General features: G+C 37.6%; 15 protein-coding genes. 8 read left to right on the top strand and 7 right to left on the bottom strand.

Going from position 1 to position 13,142, the window contains the following annotated elements; genetic code table 11:
* Window positions 1-8: 8 nt before the first annotated feature.
* The 7 genes from gyrB to dnaA form a co-directional block, all read right to left on the bottom strand.
* Window positions 9-1,916, bottom strand: coding sequence for a DNA topoisomerase (ATP-hydrolyzing) subunit B (gyrB, locus tag BUE08_RS10560; protein WP_059032069.1), 1,908 nt, complete (start codon window positions 1,914-1,916; stop codon window positions 9-11).
* 18 nt (window positions 1,917-1,934) lie between these two features.
* Window positions 1,935-2,201, bottom strand: a complete 267-nt coding sequence (gene remB / locus BUE08_RS10565) for an extracellular matrix regulator RemB (protein ID WP_059032071.1) — start codon at window positions 2,199-2,201, stop codon at window positions 1,935-1,937.
* A complete protein-coding gene (locus BUE08_RS10570; RefSeq protein ID WP_213950503.1) occupies window positions 2,186-2,674 on the bottom strand; it encodes a DciA family protein in 489 nt (162 codons plus the stop codon). The genes remB and BUE08_RS10570 overlap by 16 nt, the downstream gene beginning before the upstream one ends.
* On the bottom strand, window positions 2,661-3,773 hold the full coding sequence (gene recF, locus BUE08_RS10575; RefSeq protein ID WP_286680913.1) for a DNA replication/repair protein RecF: 1,113 nt from the start codon (window positions 3,771-3,773) through the stop codon (window positions 2,661-2,663). The genes BUE08_RS10570 and recF overlap by 14 nt, the downstream gene beginning before the upstream one ends.
* A gap of 4 nt (window positions 3,774-3,777) precedes the next feature.
* Window positions 3,778-3,999: an RNA-binding S4 domain-containing protein gene (locus tag BUE08_RS10580; protein ID WP_059032076.1), complete on the bottom strand. Its 222-nt coding sequence runs from the start codon at window positions 3,997-3,999 to the stop codon at window positions 3,778-3,780.
* Window positions 3,996-5,129, bottom strand: coding sequence for a DNA polymerase III subunit beta (gene dnaN, locus BUE08_RS10585; protein WP_286680914.1), 1,134 nt, complete (start codon window positions 5,127-5,129; stop codon window positions 3,996-3,998). The genes BUE08_RS10580 and dnaN overlap by 4 nt, the downstream gene beginning before the upstream one ends.
* A 251-nt stretch (window positions 5,130-5,380) precedes the next feature.
* Window positions 5,381-6,748, bottom strand: a complete 1,368-nt coding sequence (gene dnaA, locus BUE08_RS10590) for a chromosomal replication initiator protein DnaA (protein ID WP_059032079.1) — start codon at window positions 6,746-6,748, stop codon at window positions 5,381-5,383.
* 250 nt (window positions 6,749-6,998) lie between these two features.
* On the opposite strand from dnaA, the gene rpmH reads away from it, so the two are divergent.
* The 8 genes from rpmH (at window position 6,999) to rsmG (ending at window position 13,140) form a co-directional block, all read left to right on the top strand.
* Window positions 6,999-7,133 carry a 50S ribosomal protein L34 gene (gene rpmH / locus BUE08_RS10595; protein ID WP_059032081.1) on the top strand — a complete coding sequence of 45 codons (135 nt, stop codon included), beginning with the start codon at window positions 6,999-7,001 and terminating at the stop codon, window positions 7,131-7,133.
* Window positions 7,134-7,224: 91 nt separating this feature from the next.
* On the top strand, window positions 7,225-7,596 hold the full coding sequence (gene rnpA / locus BUE08_RS10600; RefSeq protein WP_059032083.1) for a ribonuclease P protein component: 372 nt from the start codon (window positions 7,225-7,227) through the stop codon (window positions 7,594-7,596).
* Window positions 7,556-7,765 carry a membrane protein insertion efficiency factor YidD gene (gene yidD / locus BUE08_RS10605; protein WP_114272595.1) on the top strand — a complete coding sequence of 70 codons (210 nt, stop codon included), beginning with the start codon at window positions 7,556-7,558 and terminating at the stop codon, window positions 7,763-7,765. The genes rnpA and yidD overlap by 41 nt, the downstream gene beginning before the upstream one ends.
* A gap of 61 nt (window positions 7,766-7,826) precedes the next feature.
* Complete coding sequence (locus BUE08_RS10610) at window positions 7,827-8,498, top strand: YidC/Oxa1 family membrane protein insertase (protein ID WP_059032085.1); 672 nt, start codon at window positions 7,827-7,829, stop codon at window positions 8,496-8,498.
* Window positions 8,461-9,075, top strand: a complete 615-nt coding sequence (jag, locus tag BUE08_RS10615; RefSeq protein ID WP_213950502.1) for an RNA-binding cell elongation regulator Jag/EloR — start codon at window positions 8,461-8,463, stop codon at window positions 9,073-9,075. The genes BUE08_RS10610 and jag overlap by 38 nt, the downstream gene beginning before the upstream one ends.
* Window positions 9,076-9,142: 67 nt before the next feature.
* The gene (mnmE, locus tag BUE08_RS10620) at window positions 9,143-10,534 is read left to right on the top strand and encodes a tRNA uridine-5-carboxymethylaminomethyl(34) synthesis GTPase MnmE (RefSeq protein ID WP_213997418.1); all 1,392 of its coding nucleotides are present in this window, start codon (window positions 9,143-9,145) and stop codon (window positions 10,532-10,534) included.
* A gap of 10 nt (window positions 10,535-10,544) precedes the next feature.
* Window positions 10,545-12,431, top strand: coding sequence for a tRNA uridine-5-carboxymethylaminomethyl(34) synthesis enzyme MnmG (gene mnmG / locus BUE08_RS10625; RefSeq protein ID WP_286680915.1), 1,887 nt, complete (start codon window positions 10,545-10,547; stop codon window positions 12,429-12,431).
* Window positions 12,424-13,140 carry a 16S rRNA (guanine(527)-N(7))-methyltransferase RsmG gene (rsmG, locus tag BUE08_RS10630; protein WP_286680916.1) on the top strand — a complete coding sequence of 239 codons (717 nt, stop codon included), beginning with the start codon at window positions 12,424-12,426 and terminating at the stop codon, window positions 13,138-13,140. The genes mnmG and rsmG overlap by 8 nt, the downstream gene beginning before the upstream one ends.
* The last annotated feature ends 2 nt before the right edge of the window (window positions 13,141-13,142 follow it).

The following is a 13,142-nucleotide window of genomic DNA, read 5'->3' on the forward strand; positions in this document are numbered from 1 at the left end:
GCTCCCTCCTATATATCAAGATTCTGAACTTCTGCAGCATGTTCGAATATAAACTGCCGTCTAGGTTCTACCCTGTCGCCCATAAGAATTGTGAATATTTCATCAGCCTCTACCGCATCTTCCAGTGTCACCTTTAATATTGTGCGCTTTTCTGGATTCATAGTGGTATCCCAAAGCTGTTCCGCTGTCATTTCGCCAAGACCTTTAAATCGCTTGATTTCCGCTCTTCCCCTTGCATCTCCAAGACTTTCAAGTATTTTGGAAAGCTCATAGTCGTCAAAGGCATAATAATCCTTTTTGCCAAGCACCACTCTGTAAAGAGGGGGCTGAGCAATATATACTTTGCCCTCTTCTATTAGAGGCTGCATATATCTGTAAAAGAATGTAAGCAGTAATGTGCGAATATGAGCACCGTCCACATCTGCATCTGCCATCAAGATTACTTTATGATAGCGCAGTTTTTCTATATCAAACTCATCGCCGATGCCGGTACCCAAAGCTGTAATCATAGCACGAATTTCTTCGTTGTTTAATATTTTATCAAGCCTGGCCTTTTCTACATTTAAAATCTTTCCTCGAAGAGGAAGTATTGCCTGAGTATTAGGATCTCGCCCCTGCTTTGCCGAGCCGCCGGCTGAATCTCCTTCTACAATGTACAATTCACAAAGCCTCGGGTCTCTTTCCCTGCAGTCTGCAAGTTTTCCGGGCAGGGCAGTATGTTCTAAGGCGCTTTTTCGCCGCGTAAGCTCTCTTGCCTTTCTGGCTGCCTCTCGCGCTCTTGCAGCGCCTAGAGCTTTTTCAGCTATAATTTTTGCTATAGATGGGTTTTCCTCTAAAAATCGAGACATGCCTTCCCCTACTATAGAATCAACAAGGCTGCGCACTTCACTATTACCTAGCTTTGTCTTTGTCTGACCTTCAAACTGCGGATTTGGAAGTTTTACGCTAATTACTGCCGTAAGACCCTCTCTTACATCTTCACCGGAAAGGTTCGCATCCTGCTCTTTTAGCATATTTGTTTTTCTCATATAGTCGTTCATTGTGCGGGTTAAAGCGGTACGAAAGCCGATAAGATGGGTACCGCCTTCTTGGGTGTTTATATTATTTGCAAAGCTTAACACGGTTTCGATATAAGAATTGTTATACTGAAGCGCAACTTCTACTTCAATATCGTCGCGAACAGCCCTCATATATATTGGCTCTTCGTGAAGCACTTCTTTTGTCCTGTTCAGGTATTTAACAAAAGATACAATGCCGCCTTCGTAGTGAAAAACATTGGTTTTACCTGTGCGTTCATCTATTAATTCGATTTTGATTCCCCGAGTCAAGAACGCCTGCTCTCTTAAACGCTGTGTTAGTATGTCATAGGAAAAATTGATTTCTTCGAAAATCTCATCATCCGGCATAAATGTTATCTTAGTGCCTGTTTTGTCGGTATCGCCTTTTCTTATAACATCTGTGACAGCTTTACCTCGTTCATATCTTTGATAAAATATGCCGCCATCTCTTTTTACTTCGACCTCCATCCATGAAGAAAGGGCATTTACCACTGAAACGCCCACACCATGAAGACCGCCTGATACCTTGTAGCCGCTGTTGTGAAACTTTCCGCCGGCATGCAGCATTGTAAGCGCTACCTCCATGGCGGATTTTCCAACTTTTGGCTGAATTTTGACAGGAATTCCTCTGCCGTCATCTTCCACTGTAACTGAATTGTCTTGATGTATTATAACGGTTATATTTTGGCAGTATCCTGCCAGCGCTTCATCTATGCTGTTGTCTACCACTTCATATACCAGATGGTGCAGACCGCGGCTGTCGGTAGACCCTATATACATACCCGGTCTTAGCCTTACATGTTCTATACCTTCCAATACTTCTATTTTATTTTCATCATATTCGTTTTTTTTATCCAAACTTACAACCTCCAACACCTACTTGAGATTCTTTATAAAATCCGCCCTTTTCGAAAGCGTAGTGGCGGAAATAGGTGAAAATAGTACTTTATTGTCCATAATAACTGCAGTTTTCTTGCTGTCTGCTTCATTGCAGAACAAATCCTTGTTTTCTCTGACAAATCCTTCTTCTTTTGCGATTTGCAAAAATGAAGATGTATCTTTGGCACAAAGCGCACTTTTATCAAGAATCATTATAACATCCTTTGTTAAAACTACTTCATCGCCGCCTATGTGGATAAACAATGTTTCTCCTCCTTTTTCAGCTTATTTTCTGCATCTTTTATCATAAGTTTTGTAAAAGCATTTCTTAATTCATTATCGCAAATAGTTTTACTTACCTCGTCTATTGTTTCTAAAATATCTTTTGGAATTAAGACGGTATTCTTATTACCGCTTTGTTTTAAACCTTCATCAATTCTTTCCGAATTTTTTATATCTCTTATTAAAAACTTAATATCTTTTAAGAGCGGATAAGGCAAACTTGCGTTAATTTTATTGATAAGCTCAAGTTTTAACAGATAAAGCTGGTGCATCCATACAGAGTTTTCAACACCTACAAAAAGTATGTCATTTTGTATATATAAAGGCCTGGAGACGGCCGAAATTTTCTTTCCCACAATACCGCCGTAGGAGGCGATTATCTGAGCTTGTAAAACTTTCTTGTCTATATGGGATTTTTTGAGCAAGCCAATTAATATATTTTCAATTTTTTCCATCTTGCTCACCTATCCTACCATTGTTTATTAAATAAAGTGATGCCTTTTTCAGGATATTGTCAGGTATAAATTTTAGATCTGTTGTTGTTATAAATACCTGACTTTTTTCATCATCTAGTATAAGCTTTCTGTGCCCTTCATCAAGTTCAGACATCACATCATCTAAAAGTAATATGGGAAATTCGCCTTTTTCGGTACTAAGCAGGCTTCTTTGGGCAAATTTTAAGCACAAGGTTATAAGTCTTTGTTGTCCTTGAGATGCAAAATACTTAGCATCCCTGCCATTTATAAGAAATTCTATATCATCCCTATGGGGTCCTAAAGATGTAAAGCTTCTCCCTATGTCCTTTTTTCTGTTTTCTATAAGTTTTTTACTGTAATCTTTTTTAATTAAAGAAAGATTAGTGAAGTCAATTTCGCTTTTGTATTTTATATCAAGGTGGCTTTTAAGGGGACTGAAGCTTTTAAAGTAATCTTTGGCCTTTTGTGATATCTTTGAAAGCATACTTATTCTTTCGCTTATAACCCTAAAACCAAACTCTATAAGTTGGTTGTCCCATGGATCTAATGTTTTTATAAGTTCAGGTTTTACCTTTATACTTTTAAGCAACATATTTCTCTCAGCCAGCACCCGCTGATAGTCCTGTAGATATTTATAAAACGTAGGCCTAAATTGACAGACTATATTATCTATGAATCTGCGCCTAAGTCCCGGCTCCCCTTTTATCAAATCCACATCATCCGGCGAAAAATATACCGCACTTATATCAGGGCAAAGATCTGACCGCTTGTTTTTCTTGTTTTCTCCTTCTTTAACCTCTTTTTTTCTATCCCGATAAAAAGTTACTTGTCTTGTAATAGGCCCGGTATTTGTTTTAAATTCACCTTTTATAAAAGCTAGTGGCCTTTCGTATTTTATAAGTTCAGATTCCTTAAAAGCTCTTGCCGCTCTTAATTCCGATATAAAATATATAGCCTCCAGCAAATTCGTCTTCCCTTGAGCGTTATCACCATAAAAGATATTGATTCCATTGTTAAATTTTGTATTCAGCTCGGAAAAGTTTCGAAAATCATATAACCTTAAATTATAAAGATACACGTCATTACCTCCGGCACACCTGCAGCTTTAAGCCGTCAACCTCTATTATATCAGAAACTTTAAGTTTTCGTGAGCGGTGGGTTTCAATTTGTCCGTTTACTTTCACCCTGCCTTCGTTTATCACAAGTTTCGCTTCGCCGCCGGTTGAGAAAACTCCCGCCCATTTTAAAAATTTATCAAGCTCTATTGTGTCGGTATTAATAAAAACCTCTTTTTCCTTCGTCATAATTTCTCACCCTTTAACCTCACAGGTAAAATAAAGTTCTTATGATGTTTATTTTCTACCGGTGTAATTATACAAGGACCTGCTTCATCAGAAAACTCTAATCTTATCTCAGGCTCTGATATAGATTTTAAAGCATCAAGGAAAAATCCGGCATTAAAGGCTATAAGCATTTCCTGTCCCTTTGTGCTGCAAGCAACCTTTTCTGAAATACGGCCTGACTCAGCTTCTGCTTGAACCTCAATTATTCCCTCTGCTATATTAAATTTTATTAAGTTTCCGGCACTGCTTTCTCTTGCAATAATGCCGGCTTTTTCCACTGCAAGACGAAGTTTATTTGCATCAACCTTTACAACTAATTTCGGTTCAATATTCATAATCATCTTATAGTCTATAAAATCTCCATCAAGCACTCTAGATGTAATCACAAAGTTTTCTGTTGCAAATTCTACACTGCCTGCACTATAGCAAAATTCAAAAGAAGATTCATCTTCGTCTTTAAAAATCCTTGAAATTTCAAGGAGTGTATAACCCGGAACTATCACTTTAAAATCCTCTGCCAAATCATCAAGTTCAACATAACTCCATGCTATTCTAAAACCATCTAAGGCTACCATATTCAAAATATTATCTTTACAATCTACAAGAACACCTGTAAGTTGGGGCCTTGAGGAAAATTCATCAGCTCTTGCATATATTGTTTTTCGTATCATGTCTTTAAAAATACCTTGTTTTAATTTAATGGTTTTAAGGGAGTTTTTTTTGGAAATTTCAGGAAAATCCATTACATTAAAGCAAGGCAGTACCATATTAAAACCGCTAGACTTTATATTAGCGCTATTTTCATTACAGTCAAATTCTATTATATCCTCATCTATTCTGCGAATAATATTTGATAAAATCTTAGATTCTATTACAGTGTTTCCTTTTTCCTTCACCAAAAGACCGGTATCTTCGCCGTAAATTTTGTATTCTATACCCATTTCAAGATTTGTAGCCGTAAGAAATAAACTATCTTCCGTTGCTAAAAATTTTATTCCTGCAAGGGTTGGCATAGGTGTTTTTGAAGGCACAAACTTTTCTACTATAGAGATTGCTGAAACAAGCTCATTTTTATTAATTATAAATTTCATTTAAACCTCCAAAAAATCTTTATATATATAAATATACTAAAACTAATAATATATATAAAAATAGTAGTAATAGTAGTAGGGGCTGTGGATATGTGGATAAATTATGTTAATAAGTGCTGTCCTTGAATTTTTGCTGTGGATAACCTGTTGACAATGGGTATAACTTTATCCACAGTATCAACAGCAACCCTTAATAACTTAAAATTATCCACATACCATCAACAACTTGTCCCGAACCTTTCCACAGCTTATCAACTGTATAATATTTTCTTTTTTATACTTTCAATTGCATTTAATAATTGTATATCTTGCTGCATGTCAGATGTTATTTTATCTCTTGCGTGTATTACTGTTGTGTGGTCCCTGCCTCCAAATTCTTCTCCGATTTTTGGAAGGGAAAGGTCTGTAAGTTCGCAGCACAAATACATAGCTACCTGCCTTGCAAAAGCTAAATCCTTAGTTCTTTTCTTTGATTTAAAATCTTCAGGGTTTATGGAAAAATAATTCCCAACCTCTTTTACGATTTGCACCGATGTGACCTGCTTCGGCTTTCCGTTGGGAATTAAATCTTTAAGCACTTGTTCTGCAAGCTGCATGTCTATAGGACAATTAGTAAGAGATGAATAAGCTACTACTCGTATCAGCGCCCCCTCGAGCTCACGAATATTTGTTTCGATTTTTGTGGCTATAAAGTTTATTACATCATCCGGAACTATAAGGTTTTCCATCATAGCCTTTTTTTGTAAAATTGCAATACGCGTTTCAAAATCCGGCGGCTGAATATCAGTTATAAGCCCCCACTCAAATCTTGATCTTAGACGTTCTTCAAGAGTAGGGATTTCTTTTGGGGGGCGGTCACTGGATATCACAAGCTGCTTATTAGCGTCATGTAAAGCATTGAATGTGTGGAAAAACTCTTCTTGTGTCCTTTCTTTTCCGGCAATAAATTGAATATCGTCGATTAAAAGCACATCGATTGTCCTATACTTATTCCTAAATTCTACATTTTTGTCATCGCGGATAGAATTTATCAATTCATTTGTAAATTTTTCCGATGAAAGATAGACGACTTTGCAGTTAGGATCCCGCTGAAGTATATAATGACCGATAGCGTGCATCAGATGAGTCTTACCAAGACCCACTCCTCCGTATATAAAGAAAGGGTTATAAGCCTTTGCCGGTGACTCCGCCACTGCTTGAGAGGCAGCGTGGGCGAAACGATTGCTGTTACCTACTACAAAAGTATCAAATGTGTATTTTTGGTTAAGGGAAGGCGTTAAATCGTCTGAAAAAGCTTTAACTTCTGATGTATCATCAGATATAGGCAGGTTTTCCTGCACAAGTTCCGAATCAAAACCTGTAGGATTTATTCTTACTTCTACACTGGTATTTTGTTTTAAAACTGAGTTGAAAATATCTTTTATAAGGTTTAAATAACGCCTTTCTATAACAGACTTTATAAAATCATTCGGCACTTCTATAACAGCCCGCCCGTCGTCTAGCGTCGCAAGCCTTGAAGGCTTTAAGACCGTATTAAAAGACATATCGTTATTTAGTTCATTGCTCAAGATTTTCAAGATGTGTTGCCATAATTGCAAAGGGTCTACTTGACCAGACATAAAAAAACCTCCTCGAAAAGCGAAGAAAATAATTTATAAATTTAAAAGAGACCAATTTAATAATATCAAAATTAGCTCTCTCATTCAATAAACGAAAAATATAAACCCTGATAGCAATTTCAGGGCAGAATTTCTTGACAGACAATTATATTATAAGTTATAATCGTGATAACTAAAAGTAGCTGTGCAAGAATAATTTTTATGGTTTTTATAATAATTAATATTTACATAAAATATCGGAGGTGGACAGATGAAACGGACATATCAGCCCAATCGCAGATACAGGAAAAAGACTCATGGGTTTAGAGCACGCATGCTTAAAAAGAGCGGTCGCAATGTTATTAAAAGAAGAAGATTAAAGGGCAGGAAGGCACTTACCGCCTAAGTAAAGAAAAAGTTTCAGCGGCCTATTTTAAGGTCGCTCGATCTTAAATATTTGAAAATATAATATTTTCTATTTGGAGGATTTTAATTTTTTGAAAAAAGCCTTAAGATTGACGAAAAATTTAGAATTCATTAATGTGTATAAATCGGGAAGGCGAATAAGCAGCCCATTTTTTGTCATGTACATTAAAAAAAACGATTTAGGTTATTCCCGATTAGGGGTTTCAGTGTCTAAAAAAGTTGGGAAAAGTGTGGTAAGAAATAAAATAAAACGACAAATTAAGGAAATTATAAGGAAAAATTACGACTTTATAAACAGCGGCTGGGATATAGTGTTTTCAGTAAAACCTGCTGCGGTGCAACTTAACTACGCCCAGATAGAAAAGGAGATTATAAGTCTATTAAAAAGAGGTCGTATATACAATGATAAAAAAGCTTTTAATTTGGTCAATATTGTTTTATAAAAAGTTTATTTCTCCTTTAAAACCTAGAACCTGCAGATTTTATCCCACTTGTTCTGATTATGCTATTCTTGCTATTGAAAAATACGGAGTAGTCGTAGGTGGCTTTAAAGCAATAAAGAGAATTTTAAGGTGCCACCCTTTCAACCCGGGCGGGTACGACCCCGTTTAAATATAAATTACAAACTCAACAACTGCCAAAAGATTTACTAAAAAACAGGAGGAACGGCTAGATGGCCTTTTTTGAAAGTTTAATAAAACAGTTGATGGACGTTATTTGTGCCTATACTAACAGCTACGGTATTGCCATTATATTACTTACAGTATTGATAAAACTAGTGCTTTTGCCATTCAGCTTCATGCAAATTAATTCAATGAAGAAGATGCAGGAAATAGCGCCGATTCAACAAAAACTACAGCAGAAGTACAAAAATGATAAAGAAAAACTAAATGAAGAGATAATGAAACTATATCAGGAAAATAAGGTAAACCCATTCGGCGGTTGCCTGCCACTTTTAATTCAGCTGCCGATTATACTTGCGCTATTTAGAGTATTCCAGTCGTATGATTTTGCAGGAGCAAGCTTTTTATGGATACCGAACCTGAGCAAGCCTGATCCAACTTATATACTCCCGATACTTGCAGCAGTTACAACATATATACAGACAAAAGTGTCAACACCGCCGGGAACAAGCAATCAGCAAACTGCGTCAATGAATATAGTAATGCCGCTTATGATAGGATGGTTTTCAATAAAATTTGCGGCGGGCCTTGCACTTTATTGGGTGGTCAGCAATGTGGTCCAAATAATACAACAGTTAATATTTATGCGTCCACAACCTATTGCTAAGGAGGACATAAAAGTAGATGAAAGTCTTAGAAAAGCAGGCAAGAACAGTAGATGAGGCTGTACAGCTGGCTTTAGAGGAACTTGGGGTAAGCCGTGATGAAGTAGAAGTAGAGGTAATCGATGAAGGCAATAAGGGAATTTTAAGTTTCCTTTCCAAACCGGCCAAAGTGAAAGTTACCGTAAAGCCAAAACCCGAAGAGGTAGCTGTAGGTTTTTTAAACGGTCTTTTACATTTTATTGACAAAAACGCCAAAGTTAAATGCTTACCGGAAGATGAGATTTTAAAACTCGAAATCGAAAGCGAAGATGCAGGCATACTGATAGGAAAGCGCGGCAGCACATTAGATGCTCTTCAATATTTAACCTCTCTTGTCGTAAATAAGAATTGCGAAGAATTTGTGCGCATTGTGCTGGATGCGGAAAATTACAGGGAAAAACGGGAAGACACATTGGAACATTTAGCTCTTAAAATAGCAGATAAAGTTAAGGAAACTAAAAAAAGCATTATGTTAGAACCTATGTATCCCAATGAGCGGCGCATCATTCATACCACTTTGCAAAAAGACCGTAAGATTGTAACAAAAAGTGTAGGAAAAGAGCCCTACAGAAGAGTAATTATTTCATTAAAATAAAAACTGATTTTGCACAAGAGCCCCGAGCATAAAGCTTTGGGGCTTATTTAAAGTGAGGTCGAATCTGATGTTAAAAGACAATTGTGAAACTATTGCGGCGATTTCTACCCCCATGGGTGAAGGCGGTATTGGAATTGTCAGGATGTCAGGGCCTAAGTCTCTTGACATTGCCCAAAAGATTTTTAGACCGAAGGTGAAAAGGCCCTTTTGCGATTTAAAAAACAGAACGCTTTATCTTGGAAATATAATTGATTCGAAAGGCGAAATAATTGACGAGGTGCTCCTTGCTATTTTCAAGGCGCCTTATACTTATACCAGAGAAGATATGGTGGAAATCAACTGCCATGGCGGACTTGCATCGCAAAAGCGCATCCTTTCATGTATTTTGGATATGGGCGCAAGGCTTGCGGAGCCCGGAGAATTTACAAAAAGAGCATTTTTAAACGGCAGAATAGATCTTTCTCAAGCCGAAGCAGTAATAGACATAATACGAGCCAAAACCGACAGAGCACTGGCTGCGGCAAACAGGAAGCTTAAAGGAGATTTTTCTAAAAAGATAGAACAAGTAAGGTCAAGATTATTAGACGTTATGGCACATATTGAAGCGAATATAGATTTTCCCGAAGAAGACATACCGGAAGCAGATCCTGTTTATATAAAGGGCGAAATCACAGAAGCACTTAATATTACAGAAGAACTTATAAATAACATAGGTGCCGGACGGATACTCAATGAAGGCTTGTCTACTTTAATACTTGGAAATACAAATGTGGGCAAGTCCTCTCTTTTAAACGCCCTTTTACAAGAAGAACGGGCGATTGTTACAGATATACCGGGGACTACCAGAGATATTATTGAAGAATATATCGATATTTGCGGCATACCGATAAGAATTATAGATACAGCTGGAATCAGACAGACAGCTGATGAGGTAGAACAGATAGGCATAAGTCGCGCCATGAAATACCTGGAAGAAGCAGAACTGGTACTTCTCATAATCGATATTTCGAGAAAATTAACCGAAGATGATTTAAATCTTATAAACCTTATAAAAGATAAGACTGTAATTGTTGTTATAAATAAAGTAGATCTTCCTGCTGCTGTAGATGATGAAGAAATAAAAGCCCTTCTTTCCGAGGCAAGGTTTGTAAAGATATCGGCGCTAAAGCAGGAAGGTATAGAAGAACTAAAAAATACAATTTATGAAGTAATCAGCGATAAGATGGGATTTATTTCAGATGAAGGCATAATTACTGCCGACGAAAGACAGCGGAGGGTTTTAGACGAGAGCCGAAAGTTTTTAGAAGGAGCTCTTGCCGCAATAGATAGAGGTATGCCTATTGAAATGGTGGAGATTGACATACGAGACGCATGGGAGAAACTCGGCGAAATTACAGGAGATACAATAAGTGATGAGATTATAAATACAATATTTCAAAAATTTTGCATCGGCAAATGAAGGTGGAAATATGGAATATAAAGTTGGAAAGTATGATGTGGCAGTAGTAGGACTGGGGCATGCAGGCTGCGAAGCTGCGTTGGCTACAGCGCGGATGGGTCTTAAAACAGTAGCTTTTGCGATTAATTTAGACAGCATAGCCCTTATGGCATGCAACCCATCAATTGGAGGACCGGGAAAAGGCAATCTAGTCAGAGAAATTGACGCTTTAGGCGGTCAAATGGCAATTAATACAGATAAAACCTTTATACAGGTGCGGATGCTAAACACCAAGAAAGGTCCTGCAGTCCGGGCGCTGCGGGCTCAATTGGATAAAAGAGCTTATTCTGCTGCCATGAAATATACCGTTGAATCCCAGGAAAATCTTGATATTGTCCAGGAAGAGGTTGTAAAGATTTTAGTTGAAGGCGAAAGGGTTCGAGGCGTAGTAACGAAGACCGGCGGCATATATGAAGCAAATGCTATAATACTGACAACGGGAGTGTATCTTAGAGGAAGAATAGTAATAGGAGATCTTAGTTACAGCAGTGGTCCCAGTGGCCTTTTTCCTGCAAACGAGCTTTCAAAGTCCTTGGAAGAGCTGGGACTTGAACTTGGCAGATTTAAAACAGGCACACCTCCCAGAATACACAAAGATTCGGTGGATTTTTCAAAAATGATAATGCAGCCCGGAGATGAAACAATCATACCTTTTTCTTATTCATCGGGCAAGATACAGCGAGAACAGGTTCCCTGCTGGCTTACCTACACGAACGAGATAACACACAAGATAATATCTGACAATCTTTACAGAGCGCCCCTTTATACCGGCGAGATAAAAGGAACAGGTCCCAGATATTGTCCCAGCATAGAAGTTAAAATAGTAAACTTTAAAGACAAAATGAGTCACCAGATATTCATAGAGCCTGAAGGGCTAAATACAAAGGAAATGTATGTGCAAGGCCTTTCTACAAGCTTGCCGGCAGATGTGCAAATAGAGATGACCCATTCCGTAAAAGGATTAGAAAATGCCAAGATTATGAGATTTGGCTATGCTATTGAGTATGATTACGTAAATCCCACCCAATTGAAACCGACTTTAGAAACAAAGTCCATAAGCGGACTTTTTCTGGCAGGCCAGATAAACGGCACATCAGGGTATGAAGAGGCAGCAGCTCAGGGACTTATAGCGGGTATCAATGCTGCTTTGAAACTAAAAGAAAAAGAACCCCTTATTTTAAGCCGTTCAGATGCATATATTGGAGTTTTAATAGACGATCTTGTGACAAAGGGAGTTACAGAACCATACCGCATACTAACCTCTCGCGCGGAATACAGGCTGCTTTTGCGCCAGGATAATGCAGATCTTCGATTAACTGAGATAGGCCATTCGATAGGTCTTGTAAGCGATGAGCGGTATAAGAAATTTATAGAGCGGAAAAACCAAATCGATGAAGAAATAAAGCGCCTAAGGTCGATTAAAATTACGCCTACAGAAAAGACAAATGAAATCTTAAATGAGCTGGGCACCTCTAGCCTTAATTCTCCTACCACATTAGAAGAGTTATTAAAAAGACCGGAACTGAATTATGAAAAACTTAAGATTTTCGATCAAGAAAGAAAAGAACTGCCTGCTGACATTGTAGAAGAAGTTGAAATTTCTACTATATACGAAGGCTATATACGAAGACAAATGGCGCAAGCGGCGCAGTTTAAAAAAATGGAAAACAAAAAAATCCCTGAGGATATTGATTATGATGAAGTCTACGGCTTAAGTTTTGAAGCAAGGGAAAAACTTAAAAAATTTAGACCTATTTCTATCGGCCAGGCATCCCGTATACCTGGAGTAAACCCCGCTGATATAAATGTACTTTTAATACATCTTGAGACAAGAAAGAGGAAAAATATTAATGGCTGATTTTAAGGAAATACTAAGATATGAAGCACAAAAAAGCAGTATACCGTTGGAGCCTGACGAAATCCAACAACTTGATACATTTCGATGCCTTCTTCTTGAAAAAAACAAATATATTAATTTGACAAATATAACAGAAGACGAAGATTTCGCAAGAAAGCACATCATAGATTCACTTATTATAACTAAACACGTAAGCATACCTTATGGGGCTAAAGTTGCCGATATTGGAACAGGCGCAGGCATACCCGGTCTTATACTGAAATTTTACAGGCCGGATATAAAGCTTTTATTAGTAGAATCAATAAGAAAAAAAACAGATTTCCTTGAAGATGTTGTAAAGAAAATGAATATTTCAGATGTACATGTTGTAAATAAGCGGGCAGAGGAAGCAGGACATAATGCAATATATAGAGAAAAATATGATATAGTAACAGCTAGAGCGGTGTCTTCCTTAAATACACTTGTAGAAATATGTCTGCCCTTTGCAAAAATTGGCGGAGTGTTTCTCGCCTTAAAAGGCACAGAACCTGAAGAGGAAATAGATGCCGCACAAAATGCTATTAATATATTAGGCGGGAAACTTACTGCATATCACAAATACAGCTTAGACGGGATTTCATACCGAAGCCTTCTAGTGATTTCAAAGGTAAAAAATTCTCCTGAAAAATACCCCCGAAGCCCCGCAGCAATAAAGAAGAAGCCTTTGTAACT

The sequence above is a fragment of the Tepidanaerobacter sp. EBM-49 genome (assembly GCF_001896645.1).
GTDB classification, from domain to species: Bacteria; Bacillota; Thermosediminibacteria; order Thermosediminibacterales; family Tepidanaerobacteraceae; genus Tepidanaerobacter; species Tepidanaerobacter syntrophicus.